The sequence below is a fragment of the Pseudomonas sp. s4 genome, from assembly GCF_046764235.1.
GTDB classification, from domain to species: domain Bacteria; phylum Pseudomonadota; class Gammaproteobacteria; order Pseudomonadales; family Pseudomonadaceae; genus Aquipseudomonas; species Aquipseudomonas asiatica.
The window spans coordinates 2723981-2746075 of record NZ_CP177209.1; the positions used below are offsets into that span (position 1 = coordinate 2723981).

Annotated in this window: 17 protein-coding genes and 1 riboswitch; of the genes, 9 read left to right on the forward strand and 8 right to left on the reverse strand. The window is 63.0% G+C overall.

What is annotated here, in order from left to right; translation table 11 throughout:
- Nucleotides 1–152: 152 nt before the first annotated feature.
- Nucleotides 153–1133 (forward strand): IS5-like element ISPpu18 family transposase, encoded by a 981-nt coding sequence (locus tag ACK56M_RS12870; RefSeq protein ID WP_058178368.1) that lies wholly within the window; start codon nucleotides 153–155, stop codon nucleotides 1131–1133.
- 460 nt (nucleotides 1134–1593) lie between these two features.
- Here the strand turns inward: ACK56M_RS12870 and ACK56M_RS12875 are convergent, their stop codons facing one another.
- Complete coding sequence (locus tag ACK56M_RS12875; protein ID WP_015270202.1) at nucleotides 1594–2457, reverse strand: LysR family transcriptional regulator; 864 nt, start codon at nucleotides 2455–2457, stop codon at nucleotides 1594–1596.
- A gap of 92 nt (nucleotides 2458–2549) precedes the next feature.
- On the opposite strand from ACK56M_RS12875, the gene ACK56M_RS12880 reads away from it, so the two are divergent.
- Complete coding sequence (locus ACK56M_RS12880) at nucleotides 2550–2978, forward strand: multidrug/biocide efflux PACE transporter (protein WP_102084222.1); 429 nt, start codon at nucleotides 2550–2552, stop codon at nucleotides 2976–2978.
- Nucleotides 2979–3208: 230 nt separating this feature from the next.
- Here ACK56M_RS12880 and ACK56M_RS12885 read toward each other — a convergent pair whose 3' ends face one another.
- Entirely contained in the window at nucleotides 3209–4228 is a 1020-nt protein-coding gene (locus ACK56M_RS12885) for a branched-chain amino acid aminotransferase (protein WP_013972500.1), read from the reverse strand.
- Nucleotides 4229–4701: 473 nt separating this feature from the next.
- Nucleotides 4702–4915, forward strand: a riboswitch (cobalamin riboswitch).
- A 99-nt stretch (nucleotides 4916–5014) separates the two neighbouring features.
- Here ACK56M_RS12885 and cobW point away from each other — a divergent pair.
- From cobW to ACK56M_RS12905, 4 genes are all read left to right on the forward strand, one after another.
- Nucleotides 5015–6082 (forward strand): cobalamin biosynthesis protein CobW, encoded by a 1068-nt coding sequence (cobW, locus tag ACK56M_RS12890; RefSeq protein ID WP_015270204.1) that lies wholly within the window; start codon nucleotides 5015–5017, stop codon nucleotides 6080–6082.
- A 3-nt stretch (nucleotides 6083–6085) separates the two neighbouring features.
- Nucleotides 6086–9847: a cobaltochelatase subunit CobN gene (gene cobN / locus ACK56M_RS12895; RefSeq protein ID WP_100413717.1), complete on the forward strand. Its 3762-nt coding sequence runs from the start codon at nucleotides 6086–6088 to the stop codon at nucleotides 9845–9847.
- 1 nt (nucleotide 9848) lies between these two features.
- Nucleotides 9849–10871: an ATP-binding protein gene (locus tag ACK56M_RS12900; protein ID WP_411959497.1), complete on the forward strand. Its 1023-nt coding sequence runs from the start codon at nucleotides 9849–9851 to the stop codon at nucleotides 10869–10871.
- A gap of 101 nt (nucleotides 10872–10972) precedes the next feature.
- Entirely contained in the window at nucleotides 10973–11539 is a 567-nt protein-coding gene (locus ACK56M_RS12905) for a vWA domain-containing protein (RefSeq protein ID WP_015270207.1), read from the forward strand.
- A 108-nt stretch (nucleotides 11540–11647) separates the two neighbouring features.
- Here the strand turns inward: ACK56M_RS12905 and ACK56M_RS12910 are convergent, their stop codons facing one another.
- On the reverse strand, nucleotides 11648–11914 hold the full coding sequence (locus ACK56M_RS12910; protein WP_013972506.1) for a hypothetical protein: 267 nt from the start codon (nucleotides 11912–11914) through the stop codon (nucleotides 11648–11650).
- Between the two features lie 342 nt (nucleotides 11915–12256).
- On the opposite strand from ACK56M_RS12910, the gene ACK56M_RS12915 reads away from it, so the two are divergent.
- A complete protein-coding gene (locus ACK56M_RS12915) occupies nucleotides 12257–13582 on the forward strand; it encodes a sigma-54 dependent transcriptional regulator (protein ID WP_015270208.1) in 1326 nt (441 codons plus the stop codon).
- A gap of 124 nt (nucleotides 13583–13706) precedes the next feature.
- Here ACK56M_RS12915 and yghU read toward each other — a convergent pair whose 3' ends face one another.
- Nucleotides 13707–14549 carry a glutathione-dependent disulfide-bond oxidoreductase gene (yghU, locus tag ACK56M_RS12920; protein ID WP_013972508.1) on the reverse strand — a complete coding sequence of 281 codons (843 nt, stop codon included), beginning with the start codon at nucleotides 14547–14549 and terminating at the stop codon, nucleotides 13707–13709.
- Between the two features lie 200 nt (nucleotides 14550–14749).
- Between yghU and ACK56M_RS12925 the strand changes: the two genes are divergently transcribed.
- Entirely contained in the window at nucleotides 14750–15796 is a 1047-nt protein-coding gene (locus ACK56M_RS12925; RefSeq protein WP_015270209.1) for an alpha/beta hydrolase family protein, read from the forward strand.
- Here ACK56M_RS12925 and ACK56M_RS12930 read toward each other — a convergent pair.
- Together ACK56M_RS12930 and ACK56M_RS12935 are read right to left on the reverse strand one after the other, a co-directional pair.
- The gene (locus tag ACK56M_RS12930; RefSeq protein WP_085719956.1) at nucleotides 15758–16951 is read right to left on the reverse strand and encodes an MFS transporter; all 1194 of its coding nucleotides are present in this window, start codon (nucleotides 16949–16951) and stop codon (nucleotides 15758–15760) included. The genes ACK56M_RS12925 and ACK56M_RS12930 overlap by 39 nt on opposite strands.
- A 184-nt stretch (nucleotides 16952–17135) precedes the next feature.
- The gene (locus ACK56M_RS12935; RefSeq protein ID WP_013972511.1) at nucleotides 17136–18722 is read right to left on the reverse strand and encodes an ABC-F family ATPase; all 1587 of its coding nucleotides are present in this window, start codon (nucleotides 18720–18722) and stop codon (nucleotides 17136–17138) included.
- Between the two features lie 606 nt (nucleotides 18723–19328).
- On the opposite strand from ACK56M_RS12935, the gene ACK56M_RS12940 reads away from it, so the two are divergent.
- A complete protein-coding gene (locus tag ACK56M_RS12940; protein WP_224765924.1) occupies nucleotides 19329–19658 on the forward strand; it encodes a hypothetical protein in 330 nt (109 codons plus the stop codon).
- Nucleotides 19659–19789: 131 nt separating this feature from the next.
- Here ACK56M_RS12940 and ACK56M_RS12945 read toward each other — a convergent pair whose 3' ends face one another.
- Together ACK56M_RS12945 and ACK56M_RS12950 are read right to left on the reverse strand one after the other, a co-directional pair.
- On the reverse strand, nucleotides 19790–20455 hold the full coding sequence (locus tag ACK56M_RS12945; RefSeq protein WP_217190561.1) for an SOS response-associated peptidase: 666 nt from the start codon (nucleotides 20453–20455) through the stop codon (nucleotides 19790–19792).
- A 130-nt stretch (nucleotides 20456–20585) separates the two neighbouring features.
- Nucleotides 20586–21953 (reverse strand): HD domain-containing phosphohydrolase, encoded by a 1368-nt coding sequence (locus tag ACK56M_RS12950; protein ID WP_217190563.1) that lies wholly within the window; start codon nucleotides 21951–21953, stop codon nucleotides 20586–20588.
- Between the last annotated feature and the right edge of the window lie 142 nt (nucleotides 21954–22095).

The window sequence follows — 22095 nt, forward strand, 5'->3', positions numbered from 1 at the left end:
ACACGTTACAGAGTCGTCTTCATCCAATGCAGGACTCCAGTGGCGTTAAGCATGCGGCTGCCTGGAAATCACTTGGGGAGAGCTAAGGGAAGGTCTGAAAAAGACTTCCTGAATCTGGTGAAATACGCCGATCCCGCCAGCCGAGTTTTTCCATGAAGCAGATGACCTTCGCCGACGCCGAGTACGCCGGCAAGCGCAAGCAGACCCGTAAGGAATTGTTCCTGATCGAGATGGATCAGGTGGTGCCGTGGAAGGGATTGATTGCCCTGATCGAGCCACACTACCCAAAGGGTGAAGGTGGTCGTCCAGCCTATCCGCTGATGGCCATGTTACGTATCCATCTGATGCAGAACTGGTTCGGCTACAGCGACCCGGCCATGGAAGAAGCGCTCTACGAGACGACCATCCTGCGTCAGTTCGCCGGGCTGAGCCTCGAGCGTATTCCCGACGAAACCACCATCCTCAAGTTCCGTCGCTTGCTGGAGAAACATGAGCTGGCAGCCGGCATCCTCGGCGTAATCAATGGCTACCTGGGGGATCGCGGCCTGTCGCTGCGCCAGGGCACTATCGTCGATGCCACACTGATCCACGCGCCCAGCTCGACCAAGAACCAGGACGGCAAGCGCGACCCGGAAATGCACCAGAGCAAGAAAGGGAACCAGTATTACTTTGGCATGAAGGCGCACATCGGCGTGGATGATGAGTCGGGGCTGGTACACAGCGTGGTAGGCACGGCAGCCAACGTGGCGGATATCACCCAGGTCGAAAAACTGCTGCACGGTGACGAGAACGTCGTCTGCGCCGATGCCGGCTACACCGGCGTCGAAAAGCGCCCCGAACATGCTGGCCGCGAAGTGATCTGGCAGGTCGCAGCACGCCGCAGCACCTACAAGAAGCTCGATAAACGCAGCGCCCTGTACAAAGCCAAGCGCAAGATCGAGAAGGCCAAGGCACAAGTGCGAGCGAAGGTCGAGCACCCGTTTCGAGTGATCAAGCGCCAGTTCGGTTACGTGAAGGTGCGCTTCCGTGGCCTGGCCAAGAACACCGCTCAGCTGGTGACGCTGTTCGCGCTGTCGAACCTATGGATGGCGCGCCGACATTTGCTGACTACCGCAGGAAAGGTGCACCTGTAATGCGGAAAATGGCTGCTGCGAGGTGCTCGCGGCGGCCAAAAACGGAGAACTGAGCGGGTTACCTGGTCGAATTTGATCGACGGCCCGCTTTCAAAAGCAGCGAGGGCTGAAGTCGACCGGAAATACAGGGCTACTTCAGACCTTCCCTAAGCAGGCTGACCAAGCTGTGCGGGTCAAGTTCGCCGTGCTGAACGAGATGAACGAGTATAGGTTTCCCGATATGACGGTTGAAGAAGGTAGAATCGCGTGCCAAGTGGGAATGGGCGCAAGGCAGAGCGGAGCAGTATCGCATTTGCATTAAAATCTGTTTTCCGAGCATTCCACGGGCAGCAGTTGGCTTCATCAAGAAAGTGGCGGTGAGAACAATTAAGCGGACTTCATCCAATGAATAGATATTTGTATTGGGTCAATAATTTGTTCGCGAGTAGTTCCATGTTTCATATTGCTTCTGAATAGAATTTCATTGCGGACTATTTTCCAGCATCTGCCGCACCAGCCACTGCCCCGCGGGCCCCAGCGCGCGCCGGCTGGACCAGGCCACGTCCATATTCACTCGCCGTGGATAGCCCGCGACCTGCAACTCTACCAGCCCACTGCCAAACCGTGCCACCAGCGCCCTGGGCAGTTCGGCCCAGCCGAACCCGCGCACGGCGAACTCCAGCAAGGTGAGGTAGTCCGGTGCCGACCAGGCTTGGCCACGACCGTGGTGCAGGCTGGGAGCATAGGTCTTGATATACAGCTGCCGGACGTTCTCCAGGTGCTGCGTCTGCACCTGGGGCAAAGCCGCCAACGGATGCCCGCTGGCCACGTACACCCCAAACTCTGCCTGCTCGGGCAAGCGTGCCACGGCAACGTCAGCGGGGTAGCTGGGCTGGGTGGCAAGAATGCCGACGTGTGCCAGGCCCTGCTGGATCAGCTCGATCACATCGGCATCTTCCGACGGGCCGCAGCGCAGCTCGGTATGCGGGTAGTGCTGGGCGAAGCGGGCCATCACCGCGCCCTGGAAGGTCACGCTGTAGCTGTCCGACATCACCACCGAGACCAGTGCCTCGATGTTTTCCGCCAGCCGCACCGCCAGGGCATCGAGCTGGGCGCTGGCATCGAGAATCGCCTCCACATGGCTCAGCACCTGCCGCCCAGCCTCGTTCAGTGTAGGGTGGCGACCGCCACGCTCGAACAACGGGCAACCCACATCGGCCTCGAAATTGGCGATGGCAATGCTGATGGTGGACTGGCTTTTGCGCAACTTGCGCGCCGCAGCGGAGAACGAACCCAGCGATGCGGCTTCGACAAAGGCGACCAGAGCTTCGGGTGAGTAGCGCATGGTATTGATAAAATCGATGGTAGCTATGTCGCGAGTATCAGTTCTATCAAAGAAAATAGGAAGCACGACTCACGCACTGGATGGAATCTGCAATGAAAAATGTCTCTTTCAGCGAACGCCTGGTTCACGCCGTCGGCTATGAAGTGTTCGCCGTGCTGCTATGTGCGCCGCTGTTGTCCTGGATCATGGGCAAGTCGCTGGCGACGGCGGGGGCGCTGGCGGTGACCCTCTCGGTGATCGCCATGCTGTGGAACATGGTCTACAACGCGCTGGTCGACCGCTACGTGCAAGCCGAGCGCATCCACTGGAAGGCCAGCGCACGCTTTGCACACGGCCTGGGCTTCGAAGCCGGGCTGGTGGTGTGGTGCCTGCCGGTGGCGGCGTGGATGCTGGAGATTTCGTTGCTGCAGGCGTTCATGGTGGAGTTGGGCTTCTTTGTGATCATCCTGCCCTACACCGTGCTGTACAACTGGGTTTTCGACAAAGCCCGGCACCTGCTGATGCAGCGTCGCCTTGCATGAAAACCACCAGCCTGCGCTGCTCCTCGATTTGTGCATTGCGCGGATATCCTGGGGCTGCTTCGCAGCCCTTTCGCGACACAAGGCCGCTCCTACAGGGATGGCGCAGGCTTCAGGCTTGCGCTGTACCTGTGGGAGCGGCTTTAGCCGCGAACACCGGTGCAGCCGGTGCACCCAATAAAAAGGGGCATGCCATCGCTGGCATGCCCCGTTTTTCAAAACGTTAAAGCGCCTCAGGCAACCTTGACGATCCAGCCAGCCGGTGCTTCCACGTCACCGCTCTGGATACCGGTCAGCTCGTTGTAGAGCTTCTGGGTAACCGGGCCGACCTTTTCCAGGTCGTGGAACACGTGCAGCTTGCCGTTGTACTCGATGCCGCCGATCGGGGTGATCACCGCAGCGGTACCGCAGGCGCCGGCTTCGATGAAGCGGTCCAGCTTGTTGATTTCCACATCGCCTTCGATCACGGTCAGGCCCAGGCGCGATTGCGCCAGTTCCATCAGCGACAGGCGGGTGATGCCCGGCAGCACCGAAGCCGATTTCGGGGTGACGAACTCGTTGTTGGCGGTGATGCCGAAGAAGTTGGCCGAACCGACTTCCTCGATCTTGGTGTGGGTCAGCGGGTCGAGGTAGATGGCGTCGGCGAAGTTGGCTTTCTTCGCTTCTGCACCCGGCTGCAGGCTGGCGGCGTAGTTGCCACCGACCTTGGCCGCGCCAGTGCCTTGCGGGGCTGCGCGGTCGAAGCTGGAGATCTGGAAGTTGTGCGGCTTCATGCCGCCCTTGAAGTACGAGCCAACCGGGATGGCGAAGATCGAGAAGATGAACTCGGGGGCGGTGCGCACGCCAATGTTGTCACCGGTGCCGATCACGAACGGGCGCAGGTAGAGGGCGCCTTTACCATGCGGTGGCACGAACTTCTCGTTGGCCTTGACCACTTGCTTGCACGCCTCGATGAACACATCGGTCGGCACCTGCGGCATCAGCAGGCGGGCGCAGCTGCGCTGCATGCGGGCGGCATTCTGGTCCGGGCGGAACAGGTTGATCGAACCGTCCTTGCAACGGTAGGCCTTGAGGCCCTCGAAGCACTGCTGGCCGTAGTGCAGGGCAGTGGAGCCTTCACTGATGTGCAGTACGTTGTCTTCGGTCAGGGTGCCCTTGTCCCACTCGCCATTGCGCCATACGGACAGGTAGCGTTTGTCGGTCTTGATGTAGTCGAAACCCAGCTTGTCCCAATTAATGCTTTCGTTGCTCATGACACCCTCATTGTCTTGCAAGTGCCCGATTGCTCGGGCTGCTGTTATATGCGCACCACGCCACCATAATACATCCGTGGCAGATCGGGAACGGCCAGTCACGAATTGATAGCCTGCAATGCATTTATTGCGGCACGGCGCAGGTATTGCAGTGGGGCTGCGAGGTGCTCGCCACAACATTTTCAGGGCCTGTGAGATCGAGCGCCGCGCGGGCGGCGCTTCGCAGCACAAGGCTGCTCCTACATTTGTTTCGGGCCAGTAACGCCTGTACCAATGCGCGCGATCGCCTTGTTTGTCCGGCACGATATCGAGGTGGACACCAAGGGGCCGCGCGCCTTTGCCTCAGGAATAATTGGCCCGAAACAGATGTAGGAGCAGCCTTGTGCTGCGAAGCGCCGCCCGCGCGGCGCTCGATCTCACAGGCGCTACAAGAATCGAGGCGAGCCAATGGTTGACCACCCGCCAGCCACTGCGTAGCCTTGCCACTTCGAGGTTCTTCGGCCAGGCCGAAGCTAAGACGGGAACGCGGTACAAGCCGCGGCTGCCCCCGCAACTGTAAGCACCGACAACGGATCGACACAGCCACTGCGCTCGCGCGCGGGAAGGCGTCATCCCGCCAGCCTGCTGCACCAGCGGGCACATGGAACGGTGCGAGCCAGGAGACCTGCCTCGTCACGTTTTCGACTTTCAACCGGGCGGGGTGATCCGGTGGCGAACAAGCCCGGCCGGCCTGGCCTGCGGCTGTCGTCCTGCATGCCCGCGCCAATCTGCCAAGGGCAATGCGACATGAAAACACTGGCCAAGCTCCCCGTCACCATCGTCACCGGCTTCCTCGGCTCGGGCAAGACTACCTTGCTGCGCCACATGCTCGACAACGCCCAGGGCCGCCGCATTGCGGTAATCGTCAACGAGTTCGGCGAGCTGGGCATCGACGGCGAAATCCTCAAGCAGTGCAGCATCGGTTGCACCGAAGAAGAAGCCACCGGCCGCGTCTACGAGCTGGCCAACGGCTGCCTGTGCTGCACCGTGCAGGAAGAGTTCTTCCCGGTGATGCGCGAGTTGGTGGCACGCCGTGGCGACCTGGACCATATCCTCATCGAAACCAGCGGCCTGGCCCTGCCCAAACCGCTGGTGCAAGCCTTCCAGTGGCCAGAAATCCGCAATGCCTGCACCGTCGACGCGGTGATCACGGTGGTCGACAGCCCTGCGGTGGCCGCCGGCACCTTCGCCGCCTACCCGGACCAGGTCGATGCCCAGCGCAAGCTCGACCCCAACCTGGACCACGAGTCGCCACTGCACGAACTGTTCGCCGACCAGTTGGCCAGCGCCGACCTGGTGGTGCTGAACAAGGCCGACCTGATCGACGCTGCAGGCCTGGCCAAGGTCCGCACCGAGGTGGCCGAAGAACTGCCTCCGGCGGTCAAGGTTGTCGAGGCCAGCAGCGGCAAGCTGCCGCTGGAGGTGCTGCTGGGTGTGGGCGCCGAGTCCGAGGCGCACATCGATGGTCGCCGTACCCACCATGATTCCCACCATGACGGTGATGACCATGACGATCATGACCACGACGCCTTCGACTCCATCTCCATCGACCTGCCCGAAGCCGACGAAAGCCTGCTGCTCGATGCCCTGACCCAGCTGGTGGTGGAGTTCGGCATCCTGCGCGCCAAAGGCTTCGCTGCCATCCCGGGCAAACCGATGCGCCTGCTGGTGCAAGGCGTGGGTACCCGTTTCGACAAGCACTTCGACCGCGCCTGGCGCGCCGACGAGCCGCGCATCACCCGCCTGGTGCTGATTGGCCAGGACCTTGACGCCGCCCAGCTGGAAGCGCGCCTACGCCAGGCACTGGGCGCCTGACCCATGCACCTGCTGCGGACCCAGCCCGGCGGCTTCGTGCCGGATGACAGCATTGCCGACCTCGGCCAGACGCCCGCCGAGCTGGTGATTCTCTGCAGCGGCGATTCGCACCTGGCATTGCTCGCCGATACCGCCGAGCAATTGCCCGAGGATTACCCCAGCCTGCGCCTGGCCAACCCGATGCAGGTACAGAACCATGCCTCGGTCGACCTGTACGTCGACCAGGTGCTGCGCCATGCCAAGGTCATCCTGGTGTCGCTGCACGGTGGTGTCGGCTACTGGCGCTATGGCGTCGAGCAGTTGGTCGAGCTGGCCGGCCGTGGCGTGCAGCTGATCCTGGTGCCGGGTGACGACCGCCCGGACCCGGAGCTGACCAGCCTGGGCAGTGTCAGCGGCGAGCAGGCCGAACGCCTTTGGCACTACTTGCGCCAGGGCGGCAAGGCCAACGCCATCAACCTGTTCAACTGCCTGGCCAGCCAGTGGCTGGGCCGCGACTATGCCTGGGACGAGCCGCAGCCGCTGCCGCGCACTGCCGTGTATCACCCGGCCAAGGGCAGCGCCACGCTGGAGGATTGGTACCCGCAGTGGCACCCCGAGCAGCCGGTGGCGCCACTGTTGTTCTACCGCTCGCACCTGCAGGCGGCCAACACTGCGTTCATCGATGTGTTCTGCCAGCACCTGCAGGCCGCCGGGCTCAACCCGTTGCCGATCGCCGTGGCCAGCCTCAAGGAAAGCGCCTGCCTGGAGCAGGTCGAAGCCTGGCTGGACGAGGCGGGGGCCGAAGTGCTGGTCAACACCACCGGCTTTGCCCTGTCCAGCCCCGAGCGCCCCAACCTGCGCCCGTTCCGTCGTGACATTCCGGTACTGCAGGCCATCTGCGCACAAGACAACCAGCCTGGCTGGGAAGCCAGCGAGCAGGGCCTGGGGGCGCGTGACCTGGCCATGCACATTGCCCTGCCCGAACTGGACGGGCGCATCATCACCCGCCCGGTCAGTTTCAAAGACATGGCCTGGCGCAGCGAACGCAGCCAGTCCGATGTGGTCTGCTACCGCGCCCACCCCGAGCGCATGGACTTTGTCGCCGAACTGGCCCGCCGCTGGGTCGAGCTGGCGCGCCTGCCGAATGCGCAGAAGCGCGTAGCCCTGGTGCTGGCCAACTATCCGACTCGGGACGGCCGTATTGGCAATGGCGTTGGCCTGGACACGCCAGCGGCCGCGCTGAACATACTCAAGGCCCTGCAGGCCGAAGGCTATCCGCTGGCCGACTTGCCGGGCAGCGGCACGCAGCTGATCCATCAGTTGCTCGGTGGCGTGACCAACGACCTCGACCAGCTGGACCTGCGCCCCTGCGCGCAGAGCCTGAGCCTGGCCGACTACCAGGCCGCCTTCGAGCGCCTGCCAGAGGCAAACCGCCAGGCCGTGCTGGAACGCTGGGGGCCGCCGCAGCAGGACCCGATGTACCGCAGTGGCCGGCTGATGGTGGCCGGCCTGCGCTTTGGCTTGACCTTTGTCGGCATCCAGCCGGCGCGCGGTTACCAGGTGGACCCCAGCGCGGTGTACCACGACCCGGACCTGGTACCACCCCACGGCTACCTGGCATTTCACTTCTGGCTGCGCCATGCCTTTGCCGCCGACGCGGTGATCCATGTCGGCAAGCACGGCAACCTCGAATGGCTGCCCGGCAAGGGCGTCGGGTTGTCGGCGCAGTGCTGGCCGGACGCCTTGCTCGGCCCGTTGCCGAACATCTACCCGTTCATCGTCAACGACCCGGGCGAGGGTGCCCAGGCCAAGCGCCGCACCCAGGCGGTGATCATCGACCACCTGATGCCGCCGCTGACCCGTGCCGAAACCTACGGCCCGTTGCGCCACCTGGAGCAATTGGCCGACGAGTTCTACGAAGCGCAGCTGCTCGACCCGCGGCGCGCTCGCGAGTTGCAGCGCGACATTCTCGAACTGGTCAAGGCCAATCACATTGACCGTGAACTGCAGCTGGAAGGCCAGCTGGACGATGCCGCCGTGTGGCTGCCACGCCTGGATACCTACCTGTGCGACCTGAAGGAATCGCAGATTCGCGATGGCCTGCATGTGTTCGGCCAGTCCCCGGAAGGCCGGCTGCGGCTGGATACCTTGCTGGCGCTGTTAAGGGTCGAGCGTGGCGACGGTCGCGGTGGCAATGCCAGCCTGTTGCGGGCCCTGGCCAAGGCGCTGGTGCCAGGCTTCGATCCGCTCGATTGCGAACTAGGCCAGCCGTGGCAAGGGCCACGCCCGGAACAACTGCAGGCCATGAGCAGCGAGCCTTGGCGCACCTGTGGCGATACCCGCGAACGCCTCGAACTGTTGGCGCTGCAGTTGATCGACCAGGCGCTGTGCGGCACCGTGCATTTACCTGCCCAGAGCGAATGGCAGCCGGTGCACGATGTGGTACGGACGCTGCGAGAATCGGTGGCACCCAGCCTGGACGCCTGCGGCAGCGCCGAAATGGATGGCCTGCTGGCGGCGCTGGCCGGGCGTTTCGTGCCCGCCGGCCCCAGTGGTGCACCCAGTCGTGGTCGCCTGGACGTGCTGCCCACCGGTCGCAACTTCTATACCGTGGACGTGCGCAACCTGCCCACCACCACCGCCTGGCGCCTGGGCTTCGCCTCCGCCAACCTGATCCTGGAGCGCCATCTGCAGGACCACGGCGATCACCTGCGCCAACTCGGCCTTTCGGTGTGGGGCACGGCAACCATGCGTACCGGCGGTGATGATATCGCCCAGGCCATGGCGCTGATGGGCGTGAGACCGGTGTGGGCCACCGGTAGCCAGCGGGTCGACGATTTCGAGATCCTGCCGCTCAGCCTGCTCGACCGCCCGCGGGTGGACGTGACCTTGCGCGTTTCCGGCTTTTTCCGTGATGCCTTCGGCAACCTCATCCGCCTGTTCGATGCCGCAGTGCAGGCGGTAGCCGCACTTGATGAACCCGAGGATCTCAACCCCCTGGCCGCCCGCGTGCGTAGCGAGCGTGCCGCGCTGCAGGCGCAGGGCGTGGACGCCGAGCAGGCCGCGCGCCAGGCTGGCTGGAGGGTGTTCGGTGCCAAGCCCGGGGCCTACGGCGCCGGGGTGCAGAACGCCATCGACGGGCGCCTGTGGCACAGCCGCGACGACCTGGCCGAGGTCTACCTCAATCACGGCGGCTATGCCTACGGCGCCAGCGACGACGGAACCCCGGCCCGAGCCCAGTTCGCCCAGCGCCTGGCCAAGGTGCAGGCGGTGCTGCAGAACCAGGACAACCACGAACACGACCTGCTCGATTCCAACGACTATTACCAGTTCCAGGGTGGCATGCTGGCGGCGTCGGAAACCTTGTCCGGTGCGGCAGTTGCCAGTTATCACGGCGACCATAGCCAGGCCGACCGGCCGCGCATCCGTACCCTCAAGGAAGAGCTGAACCGGGTCATCCGCGCCCGGGCGCTGAACCCGAAATGGATCGACGGGGCCAAGCGCCACGGCTACAAGGGCGCCTTCGAGATGGCGGCGACGGTCGACAACCTGTTCGCCTTCGACGCCACCACGGAACTGATCGACGACCATCATTACCAGGCGCTGGCCGATGCCTACGTGCTCGACCCGGCGACCCGCGACTTCATGCGCGAGCACAACCCCGAGGCCCTGCGCGACCTTACCGAGCGTTTGCTGGAGGCCCAGCAGCGCGGTCTGTGGCAGGCACCGGGCGACTACCGTGAAGCCCTCGAGGAACAACTGCTCGACGGCGAGGAACAGGCTTGAAATGAGTGAACCCGTGCAATTTCCACTGGCGGCCGTGGTCGGTGCCGATGACCTGAAACTGGCGCTGTGCCTGACCGCAATCGACCCGAAGATCGGCGGCGTGTTGATCGAGGGGCCACGTGGCATGGCCAAGAGTACCCTGGCCCGTGGCTTGGCCGACCTGCTCGGTGAGGGGCCGTTCGTGACCCTGCCACTGGGCGCCAGCGAAGAGCGGTTGGTCGGCACCCTCGACCTGGATGCCGCACTGGGGCAGGGCAAGGCGCAGTTCTCCCCAGGGGTACTGGCCCAGGCCGATGGTGGCGTGCTGTATGTCGATGAGGTGAACCTGCTGCCCGACACCCTGGTCGACCTGCTGCTCGATGTGGCAGCCAGCGGCACCAACCGCATCGAGCGCGACGGCATCTCGCACCGGCACAGTGCTCGCTTCGTACTGATCGGCACCATGAACCCTGAGGAGGGCGAACTGCGCCCGCAGTTGCTCGACCGCTTTGGCCTCAACGTGGCTCTGGAAGGCTTGCCCGAACCTGAGGCGCGCCAACAGATCATTCGCCGCCGCCTGGCCTTCGACAGCGACCCGCAGGCCTTTTGCGCGCAATGGGCCGAGGCCCAGGCGCAATTGCGCGAGCGCTGCCAGGCGGCGCGTCAGGCCCTGGCCGGCATTGCCCTGGACGACCAGGCGCTGGCCTGGATCACCGAACGCTGCTATGCCGCTGGGGTCGACGGGCTGCGCGCCGATCTGGTCTGGCTGCGCGCCGCACGCGCCCACTGTGCGTGGCGTGGTGGTGAGGCCATCGAGGAGGCCGATGTCGATGCAGTGGCCGAGTTCGCCTTGCGCCATCGCCGCCGCGTTTCGCCCCAGGCCAACCCGCCTGCGGCGCCGCAGCAGCCTGAACAGCAACGCGGTCGACAAGACGCGGGCAACCCTGGCGAACAGAGCGGGCAGGGCGACTGGGGCGCCATGCCGGCGCAGCCTGTGGCCAGCGGCGCGCGCCGCGAGGTGCCGAACTGGGCAAAAAAGCCCTGAGCATCCCCCAGTCACCTGCCAAAGGGGCGGATGCCAAAGCAGGCGCAGGTAAGCAATACGGTGCCAGCCGAGGCCGGGCGCGCAGTGCTGCGGCCGGTCGGGTGGCCTGGCTGCCGACCCTGCTCAAGGGCCGGCCACGCCAGCGCCAGGACCTGTGCTGGCAGCAACGCCAGGCCAGGCCCGCAGAACTGTGGCTGGTAATCGTCGATGCTTCGGCCTCGACCCGTCGCCACCAGGCGTTGGCGCAAACCAAAGGGCTGCTGGCGGCGCTGTTCGACCAAGCCTACCGCCAACGTGCCCGGTTGGCCCTGCTTACCGCCAGCGGGCGCTCACCGCAGTGGCAGCGCCACGGCCTGAAGGCCTCGGCCGCCTTGCAACCGTGGCTGCAAGCCTTGGGAGCTGGTGGTGGCACGCCGTTGATCGCTGCACTGGAGCAGGCTCGGCACTGGTTGCAGGATCGGCAACGGGCCCACCCCGAAGAAGGGTTACGCTGCCTGGTGTTCACCGATGGTCGCCTGCAACACTGGAATACCGTGCAGCCGATGCCGTGCGCCACTCTGTTGGTGGACATGGAACTGGCGCCGGTGCGCCTGGGCCGTGCGCAGCGCCTGGCGCAGCAACTTCAGGCGGATTACCAGCACCTGCAACAGTTCAGATTGGTGGATTGAAAAAGCACCGGTGCGACACTATGCCGCAATAAGAAAAAGTTGCCAGAACAGCAACCCGGAAGTTGTACAAGTGCGTGGCGACGCACGCACTTGGTTTGCTGGCCGATATTATTTCGGCATTGACCACGGCTGCAGGTCGTAACCTTTTTCGCACAGTTCGGCGCGCACTTCCTCGATCAGGCTGGCCCACTGGGCCGGGTCGGAATAGATGCGCGAAGACACTTGCTTGCTGCCGATGCGGGTGCTGGTCCGGTCGATCACTGCCAGGCTCAGTTCACCAGTACCGTTGGGTGCATCCCAGGCTACGCACTGGAAAGGTTCGAAGGCGTGGTCGGCAATCAGCAGTGCTTCGTTGACACGGAGCGGGGCATTCATGGTTCGGTCTCTCTATGGTCCCAAACATCCAGTTAAAGTCCGCGTTGCTTCGAAGTCGCCTCGGTTATCGCGAAGTGCAGCGCGGGGTTATGTGTACTGATGCTCGTTGTCCGGGGGCGAGTCACACATTGGTTGTAAAAAAATTTGCCAAGGTCGAATCCGTTCTTGCCCATGCCGCCATGTGATGTCGATAAAGTGCGAAAATTCCCGTCACGCATTGTAAAAAAATGATTCGGCAGACAGACGGTACTGGGAACCGTCAACTTAGTTGCTACTGTTAATCGGGCGCCACAACTTACTGTTTTATTTCAAAAAACTGAAAACTGGCGCCAAGGATTGGTCATGCAGCAGCTTGCCGCCCAACGCCGTTTGCTCATCGTCGACCCCTGCGATGACTGCCATCGTTTGTTACCCGGATTGCGCAGCGCAGGCTGGGATGTGCACAGCTGCATGCTCGACGCCGCGTTGGATCATCCCTGCGATGTGGGCCTGTTGCGCTTGCAGGCGTCGCACCTGAGGCGCCCGGACGGGGTCAAGGACTTGATCAAACGCAGCAACACCGAATGGATTGCCGTGCTCAGCGCCGAACAACTGCGCATGCCGGCCGTCGGCGATTTTGTTTGTGAATGGTTCTTTGACTTCCACACCTTGCCGTTCGACGTTTCCCGCGTTCAGGTCACGCTGGGCCGGGCCTTCGGTATGGCGCGCCTGCGCGGCAAAGGGATGGCGAGGGTGGATGAAACGAGCCACGAACTGCTCGGTGATAGCCGCCCGATCCGTGAACTGCGCAAGCTGCTGGGCAAGCTGGCGCCCACTGAATCGCCGGTGCTGATCTGTGGAGAAAGCGGCACCGGCAAGGAACTGGTGGCCCGCACCCTGCATCGCCAGTCGCAACGCAGCGAGCAACCGTTCATTGCCATCAACTGCGGGGCAATCCCCGAGCACCTGATCCAGTCGGAACTGTTCGGCCATGAAAAGGGCGCTTTCACGGGTGCTCATCAGCGCAAGGCCGGGCGCATCGAAGCGGCTCATGGTGGCACGCTGTTTCTCGACGAAATTGGCGATTTGCCGCTGGAGTTGCAGGCCAACCTGCTGCGCTTTCTGCAGGAAAAGCACATCGAGCGCGTGGGGGGCAGCCAGCCGATCCCGGTGGATGTCAGGGTGCTGGCGGCTACCCACGTGGACCTGGAAAGGGCCATCGAGCAAGGGCGCTTTCGCGAAGACCTGTATTACCGCCTGAACGTGTTGCAGGTAGTGACCGCACCACTGCGAGACCGGCATGGCGACCTGTCGATGCTGGCCAGTCATTTTGCCCATTTCTACAGTCTTGAAACCGGGCGTCGACCGCGCTCGTTCAGCGAGCATGCCTTGGCGGCCATGGGCCGGCATGACTGGCCGGGCAATGTCCGCGAGTTGGCCAACCGGGTAAGGCGCGGGCTGGTGCTCGCAGAAGGCCGGCAAATCGAGGCACAGGACCTTGGATTGCAGCCCCTGGACCAGGTACAGCAACCGCTGGGCACGCTGGAAGAGTACAAGCACCGAGCCGAGCGCCAGGCGCTGTGCGATGTACTCAGCCGGCACAGTGACAACATGAGTGTGGCGGCCAAGGTGCTAGGTATATCGCGGCCGACTTTCTATCGGTTGCTGCACAAGCACCAGATTCGCTGAGCAGCAGCCCTCGGCCGTGCCCGAGCCTTGTGGGAGCAGGCATGCCCGCGAAGCAGGCGCTGCGGTGGATGGCACCGGGCTACGCCGGTATTCGCGGGTAAACCCGCTCCCACAAGAGGCCGTGTTATTCGTCCAGGTCTGCCGCTGCATGCCGCTCCGGCACCTGGCTGGCCTCATCCCCCCAGGTCCGGTTCACCCGTGTGCCACGCTGCACCGCCGGGCGCAAGGCAATCTCCTCGGCCCAGCGCTGCACATGCTTGTACTCGTCCACCGCCAGGAACTCCGCCGCGCCATACAGGTTGCCGCGTACCAGCTGGCCATACCAAGGCCACACGGCAATGTCGGCGATGCTGTATTCCTCGCCGCCCAGGTAGCGGCTTTCGGCCAGGCGCCGGTCGAGCACATCCAGCTGACGCTTGGCTTCCATGGTGAAGCGGTTGATCGCGTACTCGAACTTTTCTGGCGCATACACATAGAAGTGGCCAAAGCCGCCGCCCAGGTATGGCGCCGCGCCCATTTGCCAGAACAGCCAGTTCAGGCTTTCGGTGCGTGCAGCTGGCGCTTTCGGCAGCAAGGCACCGAACTTTTCCGCCAGGTACAGCAGGATCGACCCCGACTCGAACACCCGCACCGGCGGCTCGACGCTGCGGTCGAGCAGGGCGGGGATCTTCGAGTTGGGGTTTACCTGGACAAAGCCGCTGGAGAATTGGTCGCCCTCGCCAATGCGGATCAACCAGGCATCGTACTCGGCACCAAGGTGGCCCAGGGCAAGCAGCTCTTCGAGGGCGATGGTGACCTTCACGCCATTGGGCGTGGCCAGGGAGTACAGCTGCAGCGGGTGCTTGCCCTGCGGTAGGTCCTTGTCGTGAGTCGGGCCGGCAACCGGGCGGTTGATGCTGGCGAACTGGCCACCGGACGCGGCGTCGTTGCGCCAGACCTTGGGTGGCACGTAGGCGGGCTTGCTCATGCGTGAATCTCCTTAAATGGCGCGAAACGGTCACGTAGAAACGTGGACCTGCATCTATGCCACGGGTTCGACGAAAAGCGCAAATGCATAGGGCGCGGGCGTGAAGTGCATGACTTCGGTTTCATTCAGGTTTCATCCTGTGCAGCCCAGGGCGGTTCTATGCTGGGCTATCTCTTCGCCCTGCAAGGAACCGCCGGCCGATGACTCTTTCTCGCTGCATGCTGGCGCTGGCCCTGCTCGGTAGCCTTCTGGCCCATGCCGAGGCCGCACCCTGGGTTGTCGGCCTGCACCACATGACTCTGGCCGACCCGGTCGATGCCCGGCCCATGCAGGCGCTGGCGTTCTACCCGGCCATTGGCAAGACCCGCAGCAGCCGGATAGACGGCTACCCGGTCGACGTGAGTGAAGAGGCGCCGGTAGCATTGGGCCAGTTCCCGTTGCTGGTGCTGTCCCACGGCAATACCGGCAGCCCGCTGGCCTTGCATTACCTGGCGACGTCGCTGGCGCGCCAGGGTTTTATCGTGGTGGCGGTGGTGCACCCCGGCGACAACGCCCGCGACCACAGCCGCCTGGGCACCCTGAGCAACCTGTACGGCCGGCCGCTGCAAGTGAGTGCCGCAATTACGGCCGCCCGCGATGATGCCTTGCTGGGGCCTTATCTGAACGGTGGCAAGGTTGGGGTGATCGGCTACTCGGCCGGTGGTGAAACTGCCTTGATCCTCTCAGGCGCGCGCCCAGACCTGGACCGCCTGCGCAAGTACTGCCTGGAGCGCCCTGACGACGCCGACGCCTGCAAGACCCACGGTGTACTGATTGCCGACCGCAGCGAGCTGGTGCCAGAGGCCGACCAGCGGGTGGGGGCCGTGATGCTCATGGCACCGCTCAGCCTGCTGTTCGGGCGCCATGCCCTGGCCGGGGTGCAGGTGCCGGCGCTGATCTACAGTGGCGACAGCGACCAGCTGGTGGCGGTGGACCGCAACGCCGAAGCCCTGGCCCGCAAGTTGCCGGTGACACCGGACTATCGCCTGCTGGCCGGCGCCGGGCACTTCGTGTTCATGGCCCATTGCGATGCCGAGCAGTCCGTGCGGATGCCGGCGCTGTGCAAGGACGCCGCAGGTGTGGATCGTCGGCACATCCACCATTCCCTGCAGCAGGAAGCCGCGGTGTTCTTCAGCCAGGCGTTGGGCGCGCCGGAGCCGGCCGAGCGTTCAGCCGCGAGTGGCGCGCCGCGCCAGCAACAGCGTTAGACCGACACCGGCCAGGGCGAGCAACGCGGCCACACAGAAGATCGAGGCATAGCCCAGATGTGCGGCCACTGCGCCCATCACCGGCCCGGCGATGGCCAGGGCCATGTCGAAGAACACGGCGTAGGCCCCCAGCCCTGCACCACGGCTGCTGCTGGGTACCTGCTTGATCGCTTCAACCCCCAGCGCCGGGTAGACCAGCGACAGCCCGAAACCGGTAAGCCCGGCACCGATCAGCGCCCACGGCGGCGACGGTGCCAGCCACAGCAGGCTCAGGCCGAGCACTTCGGTGGCCATGCACGCGACCGCCACGTTGTAGCCACCAAAGCGGTTGACCGCATTGACGAACAGCAGCCGGGAAATGATGAAGCACACGCCAAAGGCACTCAGGCACCAGGCTGCGCCCACCCAGCCGCGCTCCAGGTAATACAGGGTGACGAAGGTGGTCAGGGTACCGTAGCCAATAGAGGCAAGGGTCAGGCCCAGACCGCACGGTGCGACCCGGCCGAAGGCCGACCAGAAGGGCAGGCGCTCGCCGCGCACCACCACCACGTCCGGCCGCTTGCGCAGTACCAGCAGGGCAGATACCGCCAGCACCAGCAATGCCGGCCCCAGCACGCTGAAGTCCAGCCCGTCGACGGCCAGTACACCCAAGGGGGCACCAATGGCGATGGCGCCATAGGAGGCGATACCGTTCCACGAAATCACCCTGGCGGTGTGTTCGGGGCCGACCTGGCTGATGCCCCAGCTCAGCGTGGCTACGCCGATCAGCCCTTGGGCGATGCCCAGCAGCAGGCGCCCGCCGAGCAACAGCACCAGGCTCAGCAGCGGAAGCGTCAGGGTCCAGGCCGAGAGCAGGGTCAACACCCCGCAGCCGGCAATCCCCAGCAAGCCGAAGCGAATGGCCTGCTTGCCCCCCAGGGTATCGGCCACGCGCCCGGCAAACGGGCGGCTGAGTAGCGTGGCCAGGTATTGCAGGCCAATGGTCAGCCCGGCGACCACCGCGCCAAACCCCAGTTGGTCATGCACATGGCTGGGCAGCACGGCGATCGGCAGGCCGATGCAGAGGAAGGCGATGAAGGTGTAGAAAACGATCGACAGGATCTGCAGAGTGATTTGCAGCGTGTTACTGGCGGGAGCAGGCTGTTGCGCGGTCATGGGCTCGTTCGCGGGCGGGCGGTTGGGCGTGGCCCCATCATGGCCGTTGCGCGAAAGAAATGAAAGCAGGCTAACGAATTATTCGTCGGGCAGTGCCAGCCCGTGGATCGGCGGTGAATTCTTCGCGGGCGTGCCCGCGAAGAGGCCGGCCCAGCCATACAAGATGGCCAGGCCGCTCCATCAATCAGACCAGCACACCCTGGCTACGCAGGTAATCGTCGTAGGTACCGCTGAAGTCCACCACGCCATCAGCCGACAGCTCGATGATGCGCGTGGCCAGCGAAGACACGAACTCACGGTCATGGCTGACGAACAGCAGGGTGCCCGGGTAGTTCTCCAGCGCCAGGTTCAGCGCTTCGATCGATTCCATGTCCAGGTGGTTGGTCGGCTCGTCCATCACCAGCACGTTCGGCTTTTGCAGGATCAGCTTGCCGAACAGCATGCGGCCTTGCTCACCACCGGAAATCACCTTCACCGACTTGAGAATCTCGTCGTTGGAGAACAGCATGCGCCCGAGGGTGCCGCGGATCACCTGCTCGCCGGAGGTCCACTGGCCCATCCAGTCGAACAGGGTCATGTCGTCTTCGAAGTCGTGGGCGTGGTCCTGGGCGTAGTAGCCCACCTCGGCGCTGTCGGTCCACTTCACTTCACCCTTGTCCGGGGTCATTTCACCGACCAGGGTGCGCAGCAGGGTGGTCTTGCCGATACCGTTGGGGCCGATGATCGCCACGCGCTCGCCAGCCTCGATGGTGAAGCCCAGGTCCTTGAACAGCACTTTGTCGTCGAAGGCCTTGGCCATTTTTTCGACGGTGACGGCCTGGCGGTGCAGCTTCTTGGTCTGTTCGAAGCGGATGAACGGGCTCACCCGGCTCGACGGCTTGACCTCGGCCAGCTGGATCTTGTCGATCTGCTTGGCCCGCGAGGTGGCCTGCTTGGCCTTGGAGGCGTTGGCCGAGAAGCGGCTGACGAAGGTCTGCAGTTCGGCGATCTGGGCTTTCTTCTTGGCGTTGTCCGACAGCAGCTGCTCGCGGGCCTGGGTGGCAGCGGTCATGTACTCGTCGTAGTTGCCCGGGAACACGCGCAGCTCGCCGTAGTCCAGGTCGGCCATGTGGGTGCAGACACTGTTGAGGAAGTGCCGGTCGTGGGAAATGATCACCATGGTGCTGTTGCGCGCGGTGAGGATGTTCTCCAGCCAGCGGATGGTGTTGATGTCCAGGTGGTTGGTCGGCTCGTCGAGCAGCAGTACGTCCGGGTCCGAGAACAGCGCCTGGGCCAGCAGGACACGCAGCTTCCAGCCCGGAGCCACCTCGCTCATCGGGCCGAAGTGCTGTTCCAGCGGAATACCCAGGCCCAGCAGCAGTTCACCGGCGCGTGATTCGGCGGTGTAGCCGTCCATCTCGGCGAATTCGGTTTCCAGCTCGGCGACGGCCATGCCGTCTTCCTCGGTCATTTCCGGCAGCGAGTAGATGCGATCGCGCTCGGCCTTGACCTTCCACAGTTGGCCGTGGCCCATGATCACCGTGTCGATCACGGTGAATTCCTCATAGGCGAACTGGTCCTGGCGCAGCTTGCCCAGGCGCGTGTTCGGCTCGAGCATGACCTGGCCGCCCGACGGTTCGAGGTCACCGCCGAGGATCTTCATGAAGGTCGACTTGCCGCAACCGTTGGCGCCGATCAGGCCGTAGCGGTTGCCGTTGTTGAATTTGACGGAAACGTTTTCGAACAGCGGCTTGGAGCCGAACTGCATGGTGATGTTGGCGGTGGAGATCAAGAGGCTTACCTATCAATAACTTACGTGACTACTTCGCAGCGTCGGACCCATTTCGGACCAATCAGGAGCTTTTCCAGCTCCTGCCAGTCGTTGGACGAGTTAATCCAGCGCGCATGAGTGATAAGAGCATCTGCACGCTATGCCCGAGCTGATGGGCGATGAATGCGGGGTTGAGACCAGACATTGAGCACATTGTCGCATAGGTGCGACGGCAGTTATACGGGGGCGGTATCTGATCCCCGGACCCTTGACGATCGGGCGCTACTGATGGTGCTGGTTTTACGTGCTCACCGTTCTTCCCGGGCGGGATGACCAATGGCGATTCGGCGAAATGCGCTTTGCCTTGAGCACGCCGTTTGGCGCGCGGTCCACTCAATCGTCATGGATGCTCCAGGTGTTGGCCTGATCGGGGAGGAGTCATTGGTTGAAAGGGGGTGATATGCTTCCTCCGCTTACCAAACAGGGAGATTGGTAATGGGTTTGTTGCGAAGGTTCAGGACGTTTGGCTTACGAATAAAGCCGACTAGATCTCCGACGGCAGCGTTCGTTTGCCTGGCGATGTGGATAGCGATCCTGCGATACGGGGACCCATCCGCGTCATTTATCATGTATTCGGTGCCTTTCGGCATTGCTCTGATCGCGCTGGGGCCGCTGGAGCTGCTGCCAGAACAATGGCCCAGGCTCAATTTTCTGGCGAATGCCCTGGCCAGCGGTTTCTTCTTTGTCAGCATCATGTTCGCTGGCGTGGCACTGTCTTATGAAATGCCGTTGGAGAATGGCGGAAGAACAACCTTCTGCCTTGGCTTCTGGGCTTTACAGCTGTTTATTCTGCACAAGGCTCAGCCCTGGATAAAGCAGTCACCTTTTCGTCGACTTGGCGAGTATCGCATGGCGTACTCCCCTCCGGAGGCCAGCCAAAGAGCCGAGCGGGATTGACGTTGGTGATGGGGGAATGAGCAGTCGCCCGAAAGTGGTGATTGGCCCGTGGTTTCTGTCCAAGCTGTTCAAACGGGTTCCGTACAGGTCGATTTCTGATACCAAAGCGCGCGGAAAGGATTTGCCTCCATTCATTGAAGCGGGTTCATCAGCTCGGCACCTTGATTACGCACATTCCCCACGGCGATACCCACCCGGTACCACTCGAAGGCTTCGGCCGGCTCACCCAGGTTGAGCACCAGTTGTTCTGCGCGCTCGCTGGGCATTGCTGCCGCGATCCACTCGTACGCCAGTTCTGGCGACAACACGACAGGCCGGCGGTCGTGAACGTCGACCATTCCGCCCTGAGCGTCGGCGGTAATGATGACGAACCCGTCGTGCTCGGTGCCGGTGAACTGGCCGATCGAGGCGCAAAGGGCAGGGCGCCCATCCTGGCGGCGGATGTAGTACGGTTGTTTCTTCGGCCCACCTTCATCAACCCATTCGTACCAGCCGTCGACAGGGGTGATGGCCCGGTGCGGCCAGATCGCCCGGAAGAATGGGCCATGCGCCACCTTCTCGACCCGCGCGTTGATCGGCGCAGCGCGATCGGTTGCCCAATGCGGCCGCCACCCCCACCTCACCAGGTCAGCTCGAGGGCCTGCGTCATCCATCCGCAGTACCGCCACCAGCGTGGTCGGCGCGATGTTGTACCGGCCAAGCGGCTGGTCGCCGACGTTGTTCCGCCAGGCCTCTGGCAGGCTCAGGGTTTCAACGAAGTCATGTATGCCACGGTACTGGCTGAGCCTTCCGCACATACGCCCTCCTACCGAAACCTGAAGGATAGCCGTTGGCTGGTAGTAGTGCCGGCAGTCATACGGGGACGGCCAGGCACCCCGCTTGCCACGATGCATGACGAACGGATTTCAGCACCTGCCCGCAACGGGGTCAGCCTGCCGTTGCGGGCGATGGCTGCAGGCTGCCGGCCTGCTCGGGAACCCTGATGAACACGTTGTATCTGCCACCTTCCATTTCTTCGAAGGCAATCAGTTTTTTCACCAGCGCACCGTTCAGTACCTTGCCGGCATTCAATAGCAGCATGCCATTGTCGGCATTCAGGTTGCGCGCCAGTATCATACCCTCTGCCAGTTCGTGCGTGCTCAATACCTTGATCGCCGGGTCGGTCAAGGTAATGTCGCGCATGTACTCGGCACAGACGTTGACGAAGTCTTCCACCAGGTCTGGGTCATACAGCTTTCCAGCATACTTGCGTATGTAGAGCAGTGCCTCATCGCTATTGAGCTGGCGATCCAGGACCATTCCGCGCTGCAACTCGATGAAATCCACGGCCATTTTCAACCAGCGGGCGCCCAGTGGAATTGCCGCGCCCTTCAGGTGGCCCGGAAAACCGCTGCCATCCCAGCGTTCCTGGTGGTGAAGTATGAGTTGTGCAGCCTCTTTTATTGGCTCCAGGGTCATGACCAGCGCTTCGCTCTGTTTCGGGTATGACCGGTACAGTTCGCGCTCTGGTGGAGGAATGAGATCGGCAGGGCAGGTGAGCATGCTGTCGGTCCAGCTCATCTTGCCGATGTTGTAGAGGGCTGCAGCCATGGTCAGGTTGCGACAGCTACCTTCGTCCAGCCCATGGCTGGTGCAATACACCCGTATCAGTTCTATGACTTGCCGGTTGGTCTGCTTGGCCTTGGGCAGACGCAGGTTGCCTAACTGCGAAAAGAATTCGGTGCTGGTCACGTAACTGCGCTTGAGTTCTTCATAGGCAAGGTCAAGCATGTCGGCGGTTTGCTGCAACTCGGCGGTGCGCGCCGCTACACGCTGTTCAAGGCTTTCGTTAAGCGCCTTGAGTTGCTTGATCTGAACCTGAGTCAGCTGTTCCAGGCGCTTTCGTTCGCTTTCCGAATGTTGGTGGGCCAATGCCTGGCGCAATGTGACCAACAGCTCTTCATCATTCCAGGGTTTGCTGATGTAACGATAGATGTGCCCATCATTGATGGCTTTCGCGATGGTGTCCGTGTCAGCGTAACCCGTAAGCAGAATGCGCAACGTGTCGGGAAAACGCTCATGTACGTGGGCCAACAGTGTTGCCCCGTCCATGTTTGGCATACGCGCATCACTCATCACCAGATTGATCGGGCGTTGTTGGAGCAGTTGCAGGGCGTCGGCACCGCTTTCGGCAAGGAGGAGTTCGTAGGGTTGGTTGCGAAGTAGACGACGAAGGCTGCTGAGAATCGAGGGCTCGTCGTCAACCAGAAGTATCACCGGCTTGGCTGCTGCGCCATCGGTAACGGGTAGCTCCATGGGTCCCTCCCTGCCGGCCTCGGCCAGACTACTCCCTGGCCACAGCCTAGATGATATTTGCCCCCGCCGTTAGCTTTTGTCTGTTGGCCTCACTATGCTCGGAGGCAGGTGCATCTCGCCAGGGAGGGTTGTGCTGTGCCGA

Bases quoted from the DNA above. Each gene is read 5' to 3' on its own strand.
- ACK56M_RS12870 (WP_058178368.1), top strand. From the start codon at position 153: ATGAAGCAGATGACCTTCGCCGACGCCGAGTACGCCGGCAAGCGCAAG.
- ACK56M_RS12925 (WP_015270209.1), top strand. From the start codon at position 14,750: ATGACTCTTTCTCGCTGCATGCTGGCGCTGGCCCTGCTCGGTAGCCTT.
- ACK56M_RS12940 (WP_224765924.1), top strand. From the start codon at position 19,329: ATGTATTCGGTGCCTTTCGGCATTGCTCTGATCGCGCTGGGGCCGCTG.
- cobW (WP_015270204.1), top strand. From the start codon at position 5,015: ATGAAAACACTGGCCAAGCTCCCCGTCACCATCGTCACCGGCTTCCTC.
- ACK56M_RS12950 (WP_217190563.1), bottom strand. From the start codon at position 21,953: ATGGAGCTACCCGTTACCGATGGCGCAGCAGCCAAGCCGGTGATACTT.
- ACK56M_RS12930 (WP_085719956.1), bottom strand. From the start codon at position 16,951: ATGACCGCGCAACAGCCTGCTCCCGCCAGTAACACGCTGCAAATCACT.
- ACK56M_RS12900 (WP_411959497.1), top strand. From the start codon at position 9,849: ATGAGTGAACCCGTGCAATTTCCACTGGCGGCCGTGGTCGGTGCCGAT.
- ACK56M_RS12875 (WP_015270202.1), bottom strand. From the start codon at position 2,457: ATGCGCTACTCACCCGAAGCTCTGGTCGCCTTTGTCGAAGCCGCATCG.
- ACK56M_RS12885 (WP_013972500.1), bottom strand. From the start codon at position 4,228: ATGAGCAACGAAAGCATTAATTGGGACAAGCTGGGTTTCGACTACATC.
- yghU (WP_013972508.1), bottom strand. From the start codon at position 14,549: ATGAGCAAGCCCGCCTACGTGCCACCCAAGGTCTGGCGCAACGACGCC.
- ACK56M_RS12880 (WP_102084222.1), top strand. From the start codon at position 2,550: ATGAAAAATGTCTCTTTCAGCGAACGCCTGGTTCACGCCGTCGGCTAT.
- ACK56M_RS12910 (WP_013972506.1), bottom strand. From the start codon at position 11,914: ATGAATGCCCCGCTCCGTGTCAACGAAGCACTGCTGATTGCCGACCAC.
- ACK56M_RS12945 (WP_217190561.1), bottom strand. From the start codon at position 20,455: ATGTGCGGAAGGCTCAGCCAGTACCGTGGCATACATGACTTCGTTGAA.
- cobN (WP_100413717.1), top strand. From the start codon at position 6,086: ATGCACCTGCTGCGGACCCAGCCCGGCGGCTTCGTGCCGGATGACAGC.
- ACK56M_RS12915 (WP_015270208.1), top strand. From the start codon at position 12,257: ATGCAGCAGCTTGCCGCCCAACGCCGTTTGCTCATCGTCGACCCCTGC.